The sequence below is a fragment of the Winogradskyella luteola genome (assembly GCF_019203985.1).
Classification (GTDB): Bacteria; Bacteroidota; Bacteroidia; order Flavobacteriales; family Flavobacteriaceae; genus Winogradskyella; species Winogradskyella luteola.
The window spans coordinates 82493-102544 of the sequence record NZ_JAGSPD010000011.1; the positions used below are offsets into that span (position 1 = coordinate 82493).

At 31.5% G+C, this 20052-nt stretch carries 24 protein-coding genes; 8 read left to right on the forward strand and 16 right to left on the reverse strand.

All coding sequences use genetic code 11. The annotated features are described in order from the left end of the window. On the forward strand, positions 1–1677 hold the full coding sequence (locus KCG49_RS13225; protein WP_218547149.1) for an ATP-binding protein: 1677 nt from the start codon (positions 1–3) through the stop codon (positions 1675–1677). Continuing rightward, entirely contained in the window at positions 1667–2146 is a 480-nt protein-coding gene (locus KCG49_RS13230; protein ID WP_218547150.1) for a hypothetical protein, read from the forward strand. The genes KCG49_RS13225 and KCG49_RS13230 overlap by 11 nt, the downstream gene beginning before the upstream one ends. Positions 2147–2165: 19 nt before the next feature. Here the strand turns inward: KCG49_RS13230 and KCG49_RS13235 are convergent, their stop codons facing one another. Genes KCG49_RS13235 through KCG49_RS13255 form a run of 5 tightly spaced genes read right to left on the reverse strand, consistent with a single transcriptional unit; the run spans position 2166 to position 8203 of the window. Further along, positions 2166–3104, reverse strand: a complete 939-nt coding sequence (locus tag KCG49_RS13235; protein ID WP_218547151.1) for a hypothetical protein — start codon at positions 3102–3104, stop codon at positions 2166–2168. After that, entirely contained in the window at positions 3094–3591 is a 498-nt protein-coding gene (locus KCG49_RS13240) for a DNA phosphorothioation-associated 4-like protein (protein ID WP_218547153.1), read from the reverse strand. The genes KCG49_RS13235 and KCG49_RS13240 overlap by 11 nt, the downstream gene beginning before the upstream one ends. After that, positions 3591–5783, reverse strand: coding sequence for an AAA family ATPase (locus KCG49_RS13245; protein ID WP_218547154.1), 2193 nt, complete (start codon positions 5781–5783; stop codon positions 3591–3593). The genes KCG49_RS13240 and KCG49_RS13245 overlap by 1 nt, the downstream gene beginning before the upstream one ends. Before the next feature lies 1 nt (position 5784). Further along, positions 5785–6000, reverse strand: a complete 216-nt coding sequence (locus KCG49_RS13250; RefSeq protein ID WP_218547155.1) for a hypothetical protein — start codon at positions 5998–6000, stop codon at positions 5785–5787. A gap of 1 nt (position 6001) precedes the next feature. Further along, positions 6002–8203, reverse strand: a complete 2202-nt coding sequence (locus KCG49_RS13255; RefSeq protein ID WP_218547156.1) for a DEAD/DEAH box helicase family protein — start codon at positions 8201–8203, stop codon at positions 6002–6004. A gap of 520 nt (positions 8204–8723) precedes the next feature. Between KCG49_RS13255 and KCG49_RS13260 the strand changes: the two genes are divergently transcribed. Further along, a complete protein-coding gene (locus KCG49_RS13260; protein ID WP_218547157.1) occupies positions 8724–9113 on the forward strand; it encodes a hypothetical protein in 390 nt (129 codons plus the stop codon). 80 nt (positions 9114–9193) lie between these two features. Continuing rightward, the gene (locus KCG49_RS13265) at positions 9194–9628 is read left to right on the forward strand and encodes a JAB domain-containing protein (RefSeq protein ID WP_218547158.1); all 435 of its coding nucleotides are present in this window, start codon (positions 9194–9196) and stop codon (positions 9626–9628) included. 264 nt (positions 9629–9892) lie between these two features. On the opposite strand, the gene KCG49_RS13270 is transcribed toward KCG49_RS13265, so the two are convergent. Beyond that, the gene (locus KCG49_RS13270) at positions 9893–10126 is read right to left on the reverse strand and encodes a helix-turn-helix domain-containing protein (RefSeq protein WP_218547159.1); all 234 of its coding nucleotides are present in this window, start codon (positions 10124–10126) and stop codon (positions 9893–9895) included. A gap of 89 nt (positions 10127–10215) precedes the next feature. Between KCG49_RS13270 and KCG49_RS13275 the strand changes: the two genes are divergently transcribed. Genes KCG49_RS13275 through KCG49_RS13285 form a run of 3 tightly spaced genes read left to right on the forward strand, consistent with a single transcriptional unit; the run spans position 10216 to position 11840 of the window. Beyond that, a complete protein-coding gene (locus tag KCG49_RS13275; protein WP_218547160.1) occupies positions 10216–10827 on the forward strand; it encodes a hypothetical protein in 612 nt (203 codons plus the stop codon). 18 nt (positions 10828–10845) lie between these two features. Beyond that, positions 10846–11328, forward strand: a complete 483-nt coding sequence (locus KCG49_RS13280; protein WP_218547161.1) for a hypothetical protein — start codon at positions 10846–10848, stop codon at positions 11326–11328. Between the two features lie 5 nt (positions 11329–11333). Then, positions 11334–11840 (forward strand): hypothetical protein, encoded by a 507-nt coding sequence (locus tag KCG49_RS13285; protein WP_218547162.1) that lies wholly within the window; start codon positions 11334–11336, stop codon positions 11838–11840. A 677-nt stretch (positions 11841–12517) separates the two neighbouring features. On the opposite strand, the gene istB is transcribed toward KCG49_RS13285, so the two are convergent. From istB to KCG49_RS13325, 10 genes are all read right to left on the reverse strand, one after another. Beyond that, positions 12518–13249, reverse strand: coding sequence for an IS21-like element helper ATPase IstB (gene istB / locus KCG49_RS13290; RefSeq protein WP_218547164.1), 732 nt, complete (start codon positions 13247–13249; stop codon positions 12518–12520). Positions 13250–13259: 10 nt separating this feature from the next. Beyond that, entirely contained in the window at positions 13260–14402 is a 1143-nt protein-coding gene (istA, locus tag KCG49_RS13295) for an IS21 family transposase (RefSeq protein WP_369680367.1), read from the reverse strand. Continuing rightward, positions 14377–14643 (reverse strand): hypothetical protein, encoded by a 267-nt coding sequence (locus tag KCG49_RS16495; protein WP_256260007.1) that lies wholly within the window; start codon positions 14641–14643, stop codon positions 14377–14379. The genes istA and KCG49_RS16495 overlap by 26 nt, the downstream gene beginning before the upstream one ends. Before the next feature lie 25 nt (positions 14644–14668). Continuing rightward, the gene (locus KCG49_RS16500; RefSeq protein WP_256260008.1) at positions 14669–14785 is read right to left on the reverse strand and encodes a helix-turn-helix domain-containing protein; all 117 of its coding nucleotides are present in this window, start codon (positions 14783–14785) and stop codon (positions 14669–14671) included. 401 nt (positions 14786–15186) lie between these two features. Further along, a complete protein-coding gene (locus KCG49_RS13300; RefSeq protein ID WP_218547166.1) occupies positions 15187–15447 on the reverse strand; it encodes a hypothetical protein in 261 nt (86 codons plus the stop codon). Positions 15448–15554: 107 nt separating this feature from the next. Beyond that, positions 15555–15869 (reverse strand): hypothetical protein, encoded by a 315-nt coding sequence (locus tag KCG49_RS13305; RefSeq protein WP_218547168.1) that lies wholly within the window; start codon positions 15867–15869, stop codon positions 15555–15557. Between the two features lie 154 nt (positions 15870–16023). Next, positions 16024–16539 carry a hypothetical protein gene (locus KCG49_RS13310; RefSeq protein WP_218547169.1) on the reverse strand — a complete coding sequence of 172 codons (516 nt, stop codon included), beginning with the start codon at positions 16537–16539 and terminating at the stop codon, positions 16024–16026. Positions 16540–16984: 445 nt separating this feature from the next. After that, positions 16985–17416 carry a type II toxin-antitoxin system RelE/ParE family toxin gene (locus KCG49_RS13315; RefSeq protein WP_218547171.1) on the reverse strand — a complete coding sequence of 144 codons (432 nt, stop codon included), beginning with the start codon at positions 17414–17416 and terminating at the stop codon, positions 16985–16987. Continuing rightward, positions 17417–17590 carry a hypothetical protein gene (locus KCG49_RS13320; RefSeq protein ID WP_218547173.1) on the reverse strand — a complete coding sequence of 58 codons (174 nt, stop codon included), beginning with the start codon at positions 17588–17590 and terminating at the stop codon, positions 17417–17419. 31 nt (positions 17591–17621) lie between these two features. Continuing rightward, positions 17622–18278: an IS1 family transposase gene (locus KCG49_RS13325; RefSeq protein WP_439901107.1), complete on the reverse strand. Its 657-nt coding sequence runs from the start codon at positions 18276–18278 to the stop codon at positions 17622–17624. An 842-nt stretch (positions 18279–19120) separates the two neighbouring features. On the opposite strand from KCG49_RS13325, the gene KCG49_RS13330 reads away from it, so the two are divergent. Beyond that, on the forward strand, positions 19121–20052 hold a 932-nt coding region (locus tag KCG49_RS13330), incomplete at its 3' end, for a YDG domain-containing protein (protein ID WP_218547175.1).

The following is a 20052-nucleotide window of genomic DNA, read 5'->3' on the forward strand; positions in this document are numbered from 1 at the left end:
ATGAGCAATTTCGAAGTTTTACCAATTAATGCAGATAGAATATGTGAAGCAATTTCTAAAATAGGATATAAGCCTAGTTCAGCTATACTAGATATAGTAGATAATTCTGTTATGGCTAATGCCAATAATATAACAATAGAGCTTCATATAAAAGATGGAAAATCTTTAAATAACATTCAGAATATTGAAAAAATTAGAATTGTAGATGATGGTACGGGAATGAATGTTGAAGAAATAAAAAAAGCACTTGAATTAGGTTCAGATGTTCAGTATTCTCAGAATAGTCTTTCAAAATATGGTTTAGGTTTAAAGTCAGCAGGTTTTTCGTTAGGAAATAGAGTTGAGGTTACAAGTAAACAAAAAGATGTCATTTCAGACACTTTTTTCTTGGATAGAGAAATAATTAGAGAGAACAATAAATTTGGATACTCAACTACTCTTTCTTCTGATATTATTCAAGATAAATTGAATAAAGCTGAAACAGGAACTATAGTAACAATAAGTGATATTATTTATACATCTAGGGTTTCAGCTAATAAAATTATAACAGATATTGCACAGAAAGCTGGAGTAAGTTATTATGAATACCTGTCGAAGGAAGGAAGACATTTTAAGGTAAAAATAATAAAATCTAAGGAAGGTATAGAAAGTGTTGAAAAAGAGAGACTAATCAACCCAAAAGATATTTTATTTTGGGATGAGTGCTATGAGTCTTTTAAAAAAGAAAGTTACGATTGTAAGAAGCCATGTAAGGCGTTAGAATCTGAATTTGAAAATCCATTAAATCCTGAAGGGGAAAATATTAAAATTCAAGTTGCTGTATTTCCAAAGGATAGTATGAGAAATTTTGTTGGTTTTGATGAAAATGAACAAAAAAATATCAAGAAATATGAAGTAGGACAAAAAAATGCAGGATTCTATTTTTACAGAAATGGGAGACTTATAAAATGGGGAGATAAATTATTCATAGGACGTGGTGAACTTGGATTTAGAGCCAAAATTTTATTCACTAGTGAACATGATGATTTATTTGATGTTGATGTGTCAAAACAGCATTTGACAATTTCGGAAGAAATTGAAAAAATATTGATGACATTGGTAAGTGTTGCTAGGGGACAATCTAAAGATGTTTTTAAGAAATGTGATGAGCTTTTAAAAACTTCAAGAAATAATGGAAATGAGGGAGCAGAATTTAATGTAAAAAATTCTGTTTTAGAGGAAGAAGAGGAAGAAGGAGTAGATATAGACCCTGAACAAGTTAAGAACAGAAAAGAATTGTTAGAATCAAAATCTGATGAGTTAAATTTGGAAGATGATTCAAAATATGAAGATGAGGAGGATAAAGAAGCTTTTAGAAGGGTAAGATATTGGGAACAAGGAAGAAATTTATGGGAAAGTGCAACTGATAGATTAGAGGGAACTTATGTTCTAATAAATAGATTACATCCTTTTTATGATTTAGTATTAAGTAAGCTTGAAAAAGGTTCACCTGAAAGACAGTCTATTGAAGCCTTATTTCACGCGTTGGCAGTTGGCGAAAATCAAACAATTCAGAAATTTCAAAATATTGATGCAGAGGTGGCTGTAAATGTATTTAATAAGTTTTCAAGGTCTTCATCTCATCAGGTCGATAATTGGGTTAATAATAATTGGTCTTTATTTGAAGATGAAGATTAAAGGTTTTAATAATTATGATTTAGAGGGTTCTTTTGTATATTTTATTTTTTCGAAAGACTTGTTGTACATTGGCGAAACACAGAAAATAACCTTTTCAAGATGGGTTCAACATTTTTATAAATCTGGTACTTTTACTAAAAAGATTAAAAGATATGGGGATTCAGATTTTGATTACGTTAGTAGAATCAATCTATTATCTGTAGAATTAACAGATTTGAGAACAGATTTTCCAGAAATTAGATGGAAAACTCTTACCCAAGCCATAGAGCATTCTGTTCACACGGAATTATGCAAATCTCAAGGAAATTTAATTAAGTCATACTATGAGAAATATGAGCCAGAAATAAGTAGGTTTCAATTAGTTTCAGATACAAGTAAAACTTGTCCTAGAGGAATACCACAATCTGATTGGAATTACGCAAATGCATATGCCAAGAAAATACTTAAAGAAGTATGTGATTATATATAAGCGGTAAGTATTAGCTTACCTAACATATTTTCTTTTCTGTACAATATTTTTCAATTTCAGAATCATTTGTAAAATATTTATCACAAAATCTATCTAATTCTCTTTCTGTAGCTTGAACGTATCTTTCTCCAGCTGTAAGCAATAATTCCACCTGTTTTATAAAATTTTCAAATTCGTGATTTATTCTACATAATTTGTCCATCGTTTTAAAATCTAGATTTTTATGTTTTGCATGGTATAGAATTTTACTTTCGTAAGGATTTGCCCTTAATTGAATAACACCAATTCCAAATGATTGATTAAGCCTCTCCATTTCTTCAGAAAGAGTATCACTTATTTCAAATGCCACTAAATAGCCATAATTTGCCCAACTTGAATTAGAAACAGCTTGGAAATAGTGTTTTTTTAATTCATAATCTGAATTTATTTCTTTTTTAATTTCATAAGATGATATTTTAAATGACTCAAGCCTATTTATTGCTTTTAAAAAAACCTGATTTACTTCTGATTTAAGACTTGTAAATTGGATGCCAATAATATCTGGATGTACCCATTTTTGATGACTATCTCTAGAGTTTCTAGATTTTTCGTGAAAAATCGTTTTGCTGTAAGTATTTGAGTTTTTCAAATATGTTGCAAGCAAAATGTGTAAGTCTTTTTCTTTAAAATAATTCTTAGAAGATGATTTTACCAGGTTTAATTCAAATGAATCAATATTTATCTCGTTCTCATATTTTTTAGAATAATATTTATAATTTTTACCAGTGAACTTAATCCTTTTTATTCTGGTGTCTCCCTTAATTCTTAGGTCTCTTATTTCACTATATACTACTGCTACAGGGTTTTTAGCTCCAAACTCATAGTAGCCATTATCTACTATGTGATTATGGATTTCTGAAGTAGTAAGCATAGTTTTTGTGCTCTCTAGACACTTTATTATTGCTTCTTTAATTGTCATTATTACTACTGGTATTATATAAATCTATAAACATATAATGGGAGTTGTCAAGTTTTCCATTCTCCCATAATTCTTCTAGGTATGCTAAACCACCATTAGCATATTCTTCTATTAAATTTACAACACTTGAGATTACCTTGTTTAGGTCTTCTTGTCCCATATCCTCAAGTTCATTCCAATCAATTTGTAAGTTATCTGTTTGAGTAAAAATTACCATCAAAAGAAAATCTATTAGAGAAGAATCTCTTTTCCATTTTCCCATTTCAATAAAGTCTTTAGTAAGGTCTCTAGGGGGTAATGGTAGTCTTTGCTTTTTCTTTATACCTAACATCATGGCATAGATATAAATTTCATAGTAAGGTCCAAATCTGCTATAATCTGCACTTTTGCTTCCTTTCTCTGAAAAAGCATCCAACACAGGGATTCTACTTACTGCGTATCTAGGTCTTTTAAGAAGTAAATTATTTCTAAATTCTTGACTATTCATTATTTTCTTCTTTCAATTTTGGTGGTTCTTTCTATCTGTGGTAATTCCTCATCAACCTCATTTAGATATAAGGTTCTAATGGTATTACTTTCAAGTAGCTTTTGCCCTAAATCTGTTAGTTTGCCATCTAGGTCTTTATCATATAAATCTTTAACAAGAATTATACTTTGTGGAAAAACATCTGGTATAGCCTCAAAGAAACCTTTATTAAAGGCTTTTCCAAATGCAGATAATGGTGCATCAGCTAGTAGAGGGTAATTGTATTGAGAAGTATTGGCAGAAATAATAGCCATAACTACTGCAAACTTTTTCATTCTCTGGAAGCCTTCAGAAGCTCCAGAAACATCATTTCCTAACTCATCTATATAATCTAATGAAATACCGCCAGAAGGTGTCTTTTCAAAGCTTAAAACACCACCTTTTATATCATTATACTTGATAAGACTTTCAAAGTGTTCATTAGCATGACTTTCTAATAGACTTACCATTTTGTCAAATACTCGAGCTTGAGCTTTATTAGTTGCTTCAACTAAATCTTGAGTAATTTCATAGCTTACGGTATAACCTTCAGGAATATCTTTCGGTCTTAAACTAGTAATCTCTTTATCTGTATTGGTGATTTTTGTTTTAAGCTCACTAATATTATTTTGTAATCTTTCAATCCTGCCAGAAGCTTGTTCTATTCTTCTTATTGAACCTTTGTATTGGTTGATAATATCTGAAGCATTATCTGCACCTTCAGATTCTGTCCCAGCAATTAGAATATCCTTTCTTCTAGCTTTTAAAGTTTTTAATTCTGAATTGAGTTTATCTAATCTCTTTTTTAATTCTAGTTCTTTTTCACGTGTTCTTAAAACACTTTGAGGTATAGCTTCAAACTTGTTTAGAAATGGTGATGCATTAATTTGTAGGTTGCCAAAAAAATCCTCTAAATCATTCTTGACAAAATCTCTTGTAGAGTCAGTTTCATTAGGTCTATTCTTTAATTTTAAAAGATAATTATGTGCATCAGAACCTTTTTCGGCAGACCTATTGCAAACGTGGCAATGTTCACTTTCTATCATTTGTTCTAGTGTCACTGCATCTGGTGAATCTGATGGAAGAATAGTGAAGTAATCATTTGGATTTTCAGTAGCATTCAATAATGCTCTTTTCTCATATCTTTTTTGCCTAAAGTCCTTTATTTTATCTTTAAAATCAACCACAGATCGCTCAAATCCTAAAGAAATCCAAGAGAAACCACCATCAAAAAATCTACTATTAATGCCTTCTAGGAAATTATCATAATCTTCTTTTACACCTCGTAAGACTCTACTTTTTTGAGAGATTTTATCATCTAGTTCTTTTCTCTTTTCAGCATTAGCAAAATTTTGTTCTAGGTCATTTTTCTCTTGTTCTGCTGTTTCATAAAGTTCTTTCTGAATATTCAGCTTTTCATTTTCCTGCTCCAGCTGTATCTCTAGAGATTTTTTTAATTCTATTGCACTCTCTAATCTATCATTATGGTCACTAGTAGATTTGGTTTGCTTGTTTAGGTCATTGTAGGCTTTATTTGAAATATCCTGAACAATTTTTGCAATATCTTCATACTTACTAATGTTGGTAAGTGTTCTTACGGCATCTTCAATACTAGACTTCTTTGTAAAGTCTATCATTTTATCAACCTCTTCACCCTGAAAGAAAGAATATTGTCTCAAAGTGGGTAATATTAGTTGATTTATTACTCTATGCTTTTCTTCAGCATCATAGATAGGCTTATACTTTGGTAATACGTGGTCTGTTTTATCAACTTCAACATCATTTAGGGTTATTTGCCAACTATCAAAGTCAGATAATTTTTCACCAATTCTAGTAGCTATAAAAGACTTAACTATTTGAAACTTATATCTACCAGTAGAATATTCTAATTTAATACCTGTTTCTACAGAATCACCCATTAAGGTTTCATTTTTAGCTTTATCAGATATAATCTTAACTGCAAAGTCTTTTACAGGATATGTTCGTTTATCATCTGAATTAAGTACAGTATCATAAAAAAGCCATAAAAAGGCATTGAAAAATTTTGATTTACCTGCACCATTATCTGCTACTACAATATTAACTCCTTCTTCAAAGTCATACCTTGTGGTATCATAATCTCCATAATAATTGAAGAAATTTTTGAATGAAATACTATTTATAATCGATGCCATGCTATCCTATGTTATGTACTTTTTTAATCTTTTTGTAAATCATTGAGCTATTCAAATGATTATCATTCTCATTTATAATAACAGATAGTACTTCAATAATTTTCTTATTGTAAGGTGCACTAGTAGTTAACTCTTTAAGGTCTTTCTCTTTTATATCATACTTCTCCATCAAATCTGGGTCTGATAGAATTTCTTTTAGTATGTCATTTCTTTCCATATTATAAATCGTTAATTATGGTATCTAAATCTAAATTATATTTTCTACAAACACTTAATAAAGTGTCTTTTGAATCATAAAAATTCATTGATAGGCTTGAAAAATAAGCAACCCTATTTAACTCATTACGAACTAGGCTCTTTTCTATGTTGAAAAATTCATCTGTATGTGATTCCAATTTTGGTATCACTACCATATCATATATTGTTGAATAAGCTTTGTCCTTATGCTTTCTCAAAAGTCTACCTCTTCTTTGAATAAACTGTCTAGGGTTCCCTGTGCTACTTGCAAATATGCCTACTTCAGCTCTTGGAACATCAACACCTTCATCTAACATTTTCATTGCAAACAATATTTCTATTTTCCCATCTTCAAACCCTTTCAAGATATCTTTCAAATCTTGGTCTTCAGAAGTATAGGAGTTCATTTTTATTTCAGGGAAATCCTTGTGTACTCTTTTTAAATACTCATTTAATATTTTAGTTGATTTACCCTCTTCATTATTTGAGTATCCTTCCGGGATGTAAGCAAAGACATATTTGTCTTTATTAGTTTTCTTTAATTCCCCAACTATAGAGCTAAATAAGTCTATTTTATTATGAGCCTTATGGATGATATTCTTTCTTCTCAATAATAATATTTCTACCATTGGGTCATCTCTAAAAACCCCATTCTTAAAGTCAAAATATTTTAATAGGCGTTTAGAAATAATGGAATATTCCTCAAATTCTTCTTCTGTTAATTCAACAATTAATGGATAATATTTATAACCAGTTAAAAAGCCAAATTCCATAGCTTTTTCCATACTGAAGTTATAGGTATATGGAGGAGTGTCATTGAAGAATTTATCTATTGCAATAGTTCCTTCAGGGTCATAAATTCTTTTAGGTGTAGCTGATAAACCAATTTTTCTGGTAACACTGATATTGGATAGTTTACTCTTAATATTATTAGCTCCCATATTATGAGCTTCATCTGCAATTAGAAGAAATTCTGATTGAATTTTTTCGTAAAGGTTTTGAAACCTATCTAATGTGAAACTACCATAAGTAGAAATTATAACCAAGTCTTCTTTAAGCCCCCAAGAATAATTACTACAGTAGTTAGCTAGGTCTTTTTCCCAATTATTACCACCACCTACTTTTAAAATATTACCAAAATTGAATGATTTCACTTCTTCTTCCCATTGGTTTAAAAGTGCTATAGATGGCACAAGAATTATAGCTCTGTAGCTACCTTCAATATTAAATAAATTCAACAAACAATTTAGAGAAGTTATGGTTTTACCAGTTCCTGTTGCCATTGCAAAAACACCAGAATAATTATTCTCTTTCCAGGTTGAATAAGCATCTTTTTGATAATCCCTTGGTCCTTGTGCAAAAGGAAATCTAGGAGTATTAATTATTTCTTCAAGTTTAGCTTCAAATCTCTCTTTTTTTCTGGTAATTATGGCTTTTACTTTTGAACCATAAATATCATTTCCTAATTTGAGAGAGTCATCTAATAAGTCACTAATATTTTTATCTCTACCAATAGAATTAACTACAACTTCTATTTGTTGTTTATCAATGTAATTATAGCTCTTATGCTCTTTGTTTATTATAGATTCAAACTGTTTTTTATCTTCTTCTATTATAGCTTTTGCTACATCACTAACCCATGGAGCATTTACTTGAAAGCTTTCAGAATTTTTTAAAAGTGCAGGAAGAGTGAAGTTAATACTTCCTTCTGTACTTATATAAGATTCACCATCATAAAGTAGCATTTTTTTTCTGTGAGCCAGATTAGTTCCATTAAATTTTACAGGAACAATAACTAGTCTATTTTCTTTAAGTAAATATTTTAAACAGTCAAAAAAATGTTTTCCTTCTTGACTCAAATTACTCTCTAATTCAGCTAGGTCTCCAAATATATCTAGTACTTTGTCTTCATCATTAATAGCGGTGTTGTCTATTAAATTTTTGTAGTCAGATTCACTGTAAACATGATTAGTAACTAATCTCATTACACCACCATTAAAAACAAATTCAGCAATGCTTTGAGATAATACTTTTATTGCGTTAGAGCTAAAATACCCAAGGAGTAAGTCTATTGTCTTGGATATTGGGAAGGCATCTTCATAAAATTCTAATGGAATGTTGCTAGAGTCAGAACTATACTTATAAGTTGGTGGAAATTTTATGTCTTTAAAACTACTATTCATTAAGTGACTCTACAACAAGAGATTTCATTTTTATTTTGATGATTAATCCCTAAAAATATGATAATCAAAAATTTGAAAAAAATTTTTGAACTAAAAAAAATTAAATATCGATTATGCACGAGTGCCCTTCTCTATAAAAAGCACCCCCTACCTTCAAAAAAGTAACATTCCCCACCCCAATTTGACAGGAAATTATTTTTTTGAGGCAGCATATGTAAAAATTGATTTTTAAGGAATTTATTCTTTGCGATAAATTTTAAAGTTTCAAAAAATCATCTTACCAATCTATAGACTTCGCTTCTAACTAAAACATTTAAGATATTTATTGAGCTTAGTGGTCAATCCAACCCCTCACTCAGACGCACTGAGCACAGCACTAAATACCCTCACCAATTTGTGCAGATGAATCCCATTTGTACCTGATAGTATTTTAATAGTATTTCATTCAAGGTGATAGTTGTAATGATATTCTGTTGAAATAGTTAGTTAGGTTATTTCATAACTCAAAAATCAATTTATTATGGTTAGAATCATAGGTTACAAACAAAGAGAAAAAGAGGATGGAAATCCATTCTTTATTTTAGAATTACAAGGTGGAGTAGAAATGTTAATGTCAAAAGAAACAGAACAATACTACGCTACAGCTAAAAAGGCATATGTTACCAGCACATTTGATGAGCCTACTTGCAAAGCTTTAATAGGGACTGAAATGCCAGGTGCTATTATAAAGAAAGAAGTAGAACCTTACACTTATGTTGTAAAGGAGACTGGTGAAGAATTAGTTTTAACTCACAAGTGGGTATTTGTTCCAAAATCTGAAGAGAGTAATAAACAAGATGAGGCTATTGACCAATTAATGACTGATTCATCACTTTCAGAAAATGGACAGTTAGCTGAACAAGCAATTTAGTAATTAATCAAAAGTGTCCATAGTTCGTATTGATATATTATATCTATACCAATAGTGGACACTTTTTAAATTTAGCATATATGAAAGTTAGTGAAATTCAAGTGTCTTATTCGAATCAAGGAGATAAGAGGATTACTGTAAATAATAGTGAGACTGTGTTTGAAATTGCTTTAGCTCATTGGGATAAGAATATTATTGAGTTTCAAGAAGAAGTGAAGTTAATGTTACTTAATAGAGCTAATGTTATACTTGGTATTTATGACTTATCTAAAGGTGGAGTGGCAAGTTGTAGTGTTGACTTAAAAATAATATTGAGTATTGCTTTAAAAGGTAATGCCTCATCAATAGTGTTATTACATAATCATCCATCTGGGAAGTTATTACCTAGTGAAAGTGATAAAATTCTCACTAAAAAGTTGAAAGAGGCTTGTGAAATAGTTGACTTGGTATTATTAGACCATTTAATAATCACAAAGGAATCTTACTACAGCTTTGCAGATAATGGAATATTTTAATTTGCAGGAATTGCAAAATTTGCAACATCTGTAATATATCTGACCTGTCTTGTTTTTTTAAAAGCATGTGAATGAGCTTGTGTTTAATAATGGTTATCATTAGCTTTTTCAATACTTTATATGTTGGAAGTAGATATTTAAATATAGCGGAACTTATTATTGATGGTATGAAATTATCCTGCTAAATGTGACTTTAGACTGAATTCTATCTTTTGGATAGTATTTAGTGCAATTTCAGTCTGTAACTGTCAAGTAGCCATTTTCTTAATTTGGGATATCAACATCTAACAATTCTTTCATAGGGACTTCAAGGGCAACACTCAATCTGTAAATTGTAAAAAGAGTAATGTTACTTCTGCCTGCTTCAAGCCTTGAAATATTATTAGGGTCTGTAGTAATCTCCATTCTGGCTACTAATTCAACCTGTGTAAGCCCTTTTGAAAGTCTTATTTCCCTAATTCTTTGACCAACTTTTTCTAATACAATTTGCTTATTCATTCCTATCTTATTTGATAGGCTCAATGAATCTGTTATATTTGTTTTAGCATATATCGTATATGATAGGTTTGTGCTTTAAATTAATTTTAGTGACACAGATAATAGGCATAATATTTATTGCTGTAGTGGTAATAGCTCTAATCTTAGAGGATAAGAAATCTTCAAGGGAATTTTATGAAAAGAGGATAAAAAAACTTGAAGATGAAAAGTCTCGTGCAAAAAGTTTAAATGAAGCTCTTAGAAGCCAACAAACTTCTAGTAGGGAAAATGTTGAACAAGAAGAACATTATGAGGCTGGATATACTTCAATAACTCAGTTTAATGATGCAGTTGATGAAATTGAAAAGAACATTAAATACAGTCCTTTAGAGCGTATTTACTATGAATCTAAGTTGCCAGACCAAATAAAAAATGAAGTTAGTTTAAGGGTTAAAACTAAAGAGCATTTGACCTATTTAGCTAGGAAAGGTATAACCCAAAATGATATAAGTTCTGCAAAGAATATTATTAGCCAGAGAGAAGAAGCCATTGGTACAACTTTAAATCTTAAGTCTTTTACAGAAGATTATATACAGCAAAAAGGAAAAGTAATAGCTAAGGAAATATTCTTAGGATTAGTCAAGATTTTTGAAGTGGCTGGTAGAGATGTTCGTGCTTCAGATGAAGTTTATAAAGAACTATTTGAGGAATTACCTTTTTAACCTAATAGATTAAATGCAATGAATCAAAAGCTCATTAAAGAGTTTTATTTTGAAACAGGAAAGTCATTAGAGGACTATTCAGATAAAATATTGGAGCATAAAATCAAGTCTGATAGTTATTTTGAAACAAAATATAATTTATTTAAATCCAATATAGTTGAGTTTGATTCTCTTTTCTCTAAACCCTTCTTTAAAGAAATCATACTCTTATTCAATAAAAATGTTTTATGTGCTGTTTTTTACAAATTTGAAGGAGTTTTATTAGACTATTTCAACCAATGCATACAGTCAAATTTACCTAATCGTGGTAAAGTAGAAACAACACATAGAAATTCAATCCTGTATACATTTTCAGAAGATTTATTTTTTGAAATTTTAGTAACTGACAATAAAACTACTGGTATTTGTATGATGAATAGTCAGTTTAGGGAAGACCAATTAAAAACAATTCAAGAAAAGAAATATGAGCTATTGCTTATAAATAACAATATAGAAATATGAAGACAATGAAATCAATTTTGAAATTCAGCCTTATAGCATTATCAATAACTCTAGCTAGTTCATGTGATTCAGATGATAATAATGAAGAACAACAAAGTAATCCAACACATAAGATAAGTTTCTCTGGTAGTTCTTCAACAGATAGTTGTGATGTAGATGGAACTTATTCTATTGGTGTGGAATTTGTGTCAGATGGAAATTCTGTTGGCACAAATTCTTTTAATGGTACTACCAATTTTATGCAGCTATCAGAACAGATGGACTTAGCAGGAAATACCATAGGTATAAAGTTAACTTTGCTAAACTTTGATGCTAATAATAGTAATAGTGGAAGAGGAAGTGGGTTAGAATCTATCGTAGTTAACATTGAAGACCTTTCAAATAATATATCAATTTTGAATGAAAGTCTGGAGAATTTATTTATTTGTACAGATTCAGTTTATGAAGTTGTACTGCTATATAACACGGCAGACAATACAAGTAATATAAATTATTTACAGCATGGATTTTAAAATATTTAAATTCCTAATATAGGTAAATTGCCGTTTAAAATTGAAAGTTAGGTTTAATTGTGGAGGAACTTTGCATTCAATATAGACTGTATAGATATGTAACAGGAGATATACTGTAAAAGGCACACAATTAGTCATACATAAGGTTGATATTAATTGTAATTTACTGCATATAAGATTATAAAACTTTAATGGAATTGTCCCGTCCAGACCGATTCTTTTAACAAGAATTATACCCTTTAACAGTTATTACAGCTTTTACAGTCTTACATGTAATAAGATAGATTAAAAAAAAAGTTGCTGCAACAATGCTGCAACATTTTTAAAACAGGATGTAATTATTTGAAAGTATATGAAAGTACTTTTTTTATAAAATGTTTATTTTCAGCTATTTGAAAATTATTGAAAAACAATGAAAAATATCTTTAAGTATCTGTTAATCAGAGGGTCGTTGGTTCGAGCCCAACCTGAGGAGCCTGATTAGACTTCCCGTCGATTTCGACGGGATTTTTTATTTCCAATCTCTTGAAAGGCTTATTTTTACTAATGATTACAGAGATTAGCAAATCTAGTTTAGCGGTTCGATTGGAAAATTCGGGTAAAGTGAGCCACCTGTGCCGGATTAAATTGAGCAGTGTAAATGAAGTACTAAAAATCGTTTCATTTGTGGTTTAAAATTAGTGATTCTTTTTTAATTTTTTTCTCATAGATTCTCCTTTTAGATTAATTCTATGAGCAGAGTGCACCAGTCTATCTAAAATAGCGTCAGCAATAGTTTGTTCCCCAATGATCTGATACCAAGCTTCAGTTGGTAATTGAGAGGCTATGATGGTAGAACGCCTACCATGTCTATCTTCAATGATTTCCATAAAAATATGTCTATTGGCACTATCTAAAGTTTTAAGCCCAAAGTCATCCAAAATGAGCAGGTCCTGTTTTTCCAGTCGGTTTATTTCTCTTAGGTATGAGCCATCCGCTTTAGCCGTTTTCATTTTGGTAAATAATTTATTGGTATTAAAGTACATGACCTTATATCCTAATGAGCAGGCTTGATGGCCAATAGCAGAAGCCATATAGCTTTTACCAACACCCGTACTTCCTGTAATGAGGATGTTCTCTTGACTTTTAATAAAATCACAAGAAGAAAACCGTTGTATTTGGTTTTTATCGATGTTTCTGCCTGGCTGATAGTTAATATTCTCCAATATGGCTTTGTATCTAAATTTTGCAGCTTTAGTAAGGCGTTCTATTTTCCTATTATATCTGTCATCCCATTCAGATTGCATTAAATAAGCAATGAGTTCATCATTGGTGTAATCGACGGTGTTGGCCTGCAAAGTTTCATTAAAAGCTCTGTACATACCATAGAAGCGTAGATGCTTCATTTGTTCTAGTGTTTGTGTATTCATATCTCTGTTTTTATTTATAATATTGATTTCCCCTTATGTTTTTATGTGGTGGCACCTCTTCTTGCTCATCTGGCGTATCCTCTATAACATACCAACCTTTTTCTAAGATGCTCACAATAATATTGTAATTATAGGCACCATAATCCAGTGCTCTTTTACAAGCATTATTTAAGCGCTCATTTCCTACTTTTCTTGCCAATTGTAAAATGCCAGCACAAGATTTATAGGATTGCTCTGGATGTCGTTTCTTGTCTAGTATTTTAATGATATAGCTTTGACAGTTATCACCGATATTAGCAGACCAGTTTATAAATTTTTCTGGACTCCAATCGCTCACAAAATTGTGATGTGACGGCATATGTTCTTTATTGGTAGTGTAGGCATACTTTTTTCCATGCCTTGTATGCAAAGCGATACGATTGTGCCTGTAGTAAATCTCTACGGAACTATCAGAATAAACAATCCGTATCTTTTTTCCTATGTATTTATAGGGAACACTATAGTAATGCTTGTCTTTGTTAAAATAGATATGGCTGTTTTTATGGACTGTACCATTGGCATAGTGCTTTAACTCATAGCGCTTTGTCGGCAATGCCTTTAGTTCTGAAGTTTCTAATTCTCGGAATAATGAAGCTCTTGTATATTCACGCCCTCTAAAAGACATATTGTTATGTTGAGCAATCAGTTCTAGTATACGTGCATTGATAGCCTTTTTACTGTGAAAAGTCTCTTTTCTAAGTTTAGCAAAAACCCTAGTATATATAGTTCGTACTGCGTTCTCTACAATAGCTTTATCTCTTGGCCTGTAAGCCCTTGTGGGCAGTATGGTGGTTTCATAATGATCTGCAAAATCAGAGAAGGTCGCATTTATTTTTGGTTCATAACGACTACTTTTAGTGACTGCCGCCTTAAGGTTATCTGTTACCAATGCCCTTGGAACACCACCATAAAACCACAAGGCGTTTTCAATACAACGTATAAAATCTTCTTTTTTCTGACTATCACAGGCTTCGACATAAGTATATTGACTAGCACCCAATACACAAACAAAGACCTCTAAATCTTGCAGTTCACCAGTGTATTTATCTACAATGGTTAATTTCTTTCCTGTAAAATCTATGAACAGTTTATCCCCCCGCCTTATGATTGAAATGCATTACCGGTGAGACTTCATTACGCCATTCTAGGTACCAGTACCTAAACTGTGAGAACATATAACCATCTGGATGATTCTCTTTGTACTCTTCCCACAACAAGTATTGTGTAACCCCAGTTTTCTTTATTTCTTTATCAAAATATGGAAAGTATTGCTCTAAGGTTTTTAGCTGCTCACTTTTAGTCTTAGTTTTGGTTGAAAACAACTTATGGAGTTCCTCTACACTTAATGCGGACACTTCATAAGCCGTCAGTTTAAAACTCTTAAAAAAAAGTAATGTATTTGCTTACGGTATTGCGAGATATACCCAGTTGGGCACTGATCTGCCGCTTGCTAACACCTTCAGCATATAACTTAAATAATGTTTTTACTTTTCGCATGTCTATCTGTTTGCCATAATCTTTTCCTGTAAAAGAAAGATTATTTGTAAACACAAATAGAAACGATTTTTAGTGGCCCACTTTAAGCCGGCACGCTATGCTCACTTTGGTCCAGCACGGGTGGCTCAGTTTCATCCGATATTAGTGGTATACTATGTCCGAATTTTGCAAATTGTGATAGGTTTTACCCATATTTTAAAATTTTTAGAAACTTTTTTTGTTTTCAATATATCATGAACGAAGAAAAACAGCAGCTAGTATATTTACTAATTGCTGTTTATCAATTATTTAGATTCTAATTTTAAGGCATGTCCTGTTTTGGGACACTACCCTAATTAGGTAAATCAGTGTTATTAGCCCTAATCATTCTCCTGTTAATTTTAATATTAAGGCCTCTCATATTATATAGATTCATAAAATGTATCATTCTTAATACTATCTATTTCGACTAAAAATACTAAAGAATCAAATTTAGAATTTGCATTTAAAACTTCTAGAGAATAAGCTTTATTCGATATCCACTTAATTTTTGAATGCTGGGGTTCTAAATTTGGATTACCATAATATCTGATTTGAGAATCATTATTTCTGATCAAATAATCATTTATTGAATCATTCCGAAAGATTTTAAATGTACCTATATTTTCTTTTTTAAAATCCATATTACACGAAAAAAACATTGAGCAGTATATAAGATAACTTAGCTTTTATAGTTTCATTAGTACAAAATTATTAAATATATAGTCCTATTAGAGTTTTTAGCCCTAATTTAAATATTGACTTTCTTTTCTTGTATACTAATATTATTGAACTTGAGATAAGACTTAAAACATTTTAGGCATGAACCAGGATCACCACTTGTTCTAGTGAAAAATTTCTCAAAATCATTAATTGATTTAATTTTTTCTATATTTTCAATATCATCATCGACTGAAAAGTAATATACAAATTGCCCTAAGTCATTAACATTAAAAATGAGCTTTATAACATTTGTTTTCTCTTTATTTATATAATATTTATATAAAATCTTGCTCATCTGTATAATATCACTTTCATGATGATTACTGCATATTAATCTTCCCATAATTTAATCAAAATAATGTTTTTATAAACCCATATTCTTTCAAGGCACTATTTGGGACATTTAGCCCGCCATTGCGTAAAACACTTCCAACATGATTTACACAAGAATTGCAACTCTTATTATATGCACCTAATTGTTTGCCTATTTGACTTCTTTAATAACCTTGAGCTGCCTTAGCGTTAGGTAAATCAACCTTAGCTACAACTGAAGCATTATTACCGTTTGTTGCTCTTATCGTTGTTGTTGACAAATCAGAACTTGTAATAACTTGATCTGTGGTTAAAGTTGTTCCATCAAAAGATGTCTCAACTTTGTAATGACCAAAAGGATTATCAGCTGTACCTTCATACTTATATATATTTGCTGTACCAGATGCATCTTCTACACCATCAGCTACTTTAACAGCCGTCTCAATTGCATCATCAGAGCCACCTTTAGATAAATTACTAATAAACTTACCTAACATTAGTGGAGCTTCGATCAATAATGCATCGGCAACAAAACTGGAGATAGCATCTAGTTGGCTATCATACTTTACAATATCGATAGCTTCGCCATTTTTATATGCAGTCATACGACCATTTCCATCGTAACTAGCAGTTAAATGTTCACTTTGAAATAATGCATCTTCAAAGTTAGCATATCCTGCAGATTTAGCAGAATTATCCAATTGAGAATAATAGTTTTCCCAATCTTCTTCGGTTTCGCAACTAGGACACTCACCATCAGCACTGCTAGGGTCCGCCCAAAATATAGGGTTATTATCAAAAGCAGAATAAGTTGAGTATTCAAAATGATCTACAGGATCAATAGCTGTCCATCTTGCGATTGCTGGGTCATATTACCTGAAGGACATCTCATACCAATCCATACCTAATGATTCTTCAAGTTCTATGCCATTGTACTTAAACCTGCTCGCCACGGGGTTCACATTAGCAGAGACCACGTCATTGTACCCCTTGTGCTTCAGTCCAAAGGGATAGTAGCCTAAGATGATTTTTTTGCTGTTTTGTTAAAAAATCAAAGCTATTTCTTACTTTTATTACAGTATTCTAAAAGAACGTTTAATTTTATTTATAATCTTTAATTTGAAACTATTATCCCTTCTTTTTGGATTATCGTTCCAAACCTCTATCTCTTTCTTTTCCTTTATCTTTTTCTAATTCTTGTCGCTGATGAATCTTTTTTAATTGATTTAATCTTTGGCCTTTTTCATTTTTGAGTTCATGAATCTTTCTCAACTTTAATTGCTCTTTCACTAAGTCAATATCTCTACCTTGATGAAATACACCTATTATTTTTACAGTCTTGGTTTTTTCATTCACTAAATAATGAATCGTAAATGGAAAAGAAGAACCTAAAACGGCTCTTCTATGATTATTTCCTATTTCTTTGAATATTTTTGGATTGTCTTTTAATTCAGTACGAATTTTATAGAAAGCATTTTTAAATCGCTGACCTAATTCTAATTCCTTAGATCGATACCAAAGAAACCCTTTGTTGAGTTCTGCGATTGCTTCATTTGTATATTTGATTTTGTAATCCACTTAATCTGCCATTTTTTCTAATTCAGATAAGTAAAAATCTAAATCCTCATCATCAATCAAGTTATCATCATTTTCAGCAGTTTTGATACGCTCAGCAATAATACGTTCACGTTCTTTATCAAATTCCTGTTTGCTTACAAGTTCCCCTTTTTTATTATAATAACCTTCATTCATATTTTAAATATACCATATTATTTTTAGTAGTTCATCCCCAAAAATATATCTTCAAATGAGCTTCTAAGTAAATCTTGTTCTTAGAAAAGCATATTGTTTTTCTACTCAATCTCTTGATATGAGTTCTTAAATTTAAATTCATCCGTTCAATCCTATTTGTACAATATTGAAAACGTTTATGAACTTCTTTTGGAATTAATGGTGGATATATATTTAACCTATCCGTATAAATCTTTGTTGTTTGGAGAAGGAGAAGTTTATTGATTAATGGTTTAATATTTTCTTTTGATTTACTACCAACAAAGAAATCAATAACATGTTTTGTTTCTCTTTCTATAGCATACGTAATCCAAGTAAAGTTATCTTTATTATTTATATATGTCCACATTTCATCAACTTCGAATTTACAGCCTAGCTTATTGAAATATGGTGATTTAATTTGATTACTAATTCTTAATAGTCTTGAAAGAACTGTTTTAGATGAAATATTTACGATTCTCGAAATACTTCTAATACCACAGCCTTCTTTTAATAGACTTCTGATTAATTCATTGGTATTAGAATTGTAAGCTTTGTAGGTATATTTTAATTGAAAACTACATTGACAGTTTTTACAATAATAACGTTGTTCACCATTTCTTTTTCCTTTTTTGATACAACTTGACTGATTACAGTTTTTACATTTCATATCTGTAAAAATAATCAAGCACCAATTTACTACACGTAAGGATAGAGAATCCTTATTTAACAACATCTATCAAACTTTTACTATTTCAAAGAACGATAATAAGCCCTCTTTCGAAAGCTTATTATTTTATAATCTATTGATTATCAATATCCGATTTCATGCCTTTTTCAAAAGCACCAGTTTACTACACTACCATTCTCTTTGAAAGCGATAGTTGCAAAATTTGCACCTATAACGCTCGCTGTTTGTTATTTTGAAATCCATTTTTAACAGGAACTTGTTTGCACTTGGGACATAGAATTTTTCCATGACCTAATTTACTACCCTAATCCGTACCATTACTAAAATACGCTTTTTGTCGATAAATATCGCTTTTAATCGATAAATATTAAAAAATATATTAACTTGCGCATGCAAAAACAAGTTGTGTTTTTATTGTATAAACCTTAAATCTAACCATTATGAAAAAAATTACCTATCTACTAACTCCTCTTTTGTTAGTCTTTTTTTCCTATCAATCGTATTCTCAATGTACCATTACTGTAGATGGTGGCGGTACGGGTTCTATTACAAGTGGCACTAGTAAAGGCCAGTCTTTTACGGCTAACTGTTCAGGTACTTTAAATACGATTTCAGTGATTGGGGCTGCCCCCTCCAACGGTCATACCGTAACGCTTTATGCAGGAGAGGGAATGGGAGGAACACAACTCGGTCAGCTTACTGGTCAAAATATTACGGAAGAGACTACCTCCCTAAGCAATTTTGCCACTGTTTTTGATTTTTCAGGTCTGGGAATCAGCCTGACAAGTGGAAGTAAATATACTTTCAATATTTCTGGAGTTATGAGACTTTTTCTCCATAATGCACCATCATCGGCTTATGCAGGCGGTATTCTATATTTTGATGGAGGGGCACAAAGTGGTTTTGACCTGAATTTTGAGGTGGATATTGCAGTTGAATCCTGCCCAGCCCCCACAGCACAGATAACAAGCCCAGTGTTCGGAACCGAGACCAGCTCTACATTAACTTTATCAAGTTTTACAGTGCCTGCAAGTGGTGCAGATGGCTATGCAATTTATATCAACGATACGAACTCATTTACCTCACCAAGTGATGGGGATGAGCCAACGGCGGATACCAGTTGGAACGGATCAGGACAGCAAGCTGTTTACTTTGGAACTTCGGCATCACCAAGTATAACAGTAACAGACTTAGATCCTGGAACACCATATTTCTTTCAAGTGTATGCCTACAATGATTGTTCAGGAACAGAGACCTATGAAACGACAGGGCTCAATGCAAATGATACGACAGCCCTTGGAGTATTAACTATCACGGGATTGACTGGAAATGACAAAATTTACGATGATACCGCAGCAGCATCCGCTTCAGGAACGGCGTCACTTTCAGGAGTTGTCTCAGGAGCGAACGATGTCTCTTTAGGCGGAAGTCCAGTCTTCACTTTTGCAAGTGCAAATGTAGGAACGGGAATTACGATCAATACGACAGGGTACACTTTAAGTGGAACAGATGCAGGAAAATATACGTTGACTCAGCCTACTTTATCGGCAGACATCACTGCAAAAGAACTGACTATAACAGGATTGACAGGAGATGACAAGGTTTATGACGATACGACCGCAGCAAGTGCCACAGGAACAGCGTCACTAGTGGGAGTAGAAACGGGAGATGATGTAGGTCTAGGCGGAAGTCCAGTATTTGCTTTCGTATCAGCCAACGTAGGCACAGGCATCACGATCAACACCACAGGGTA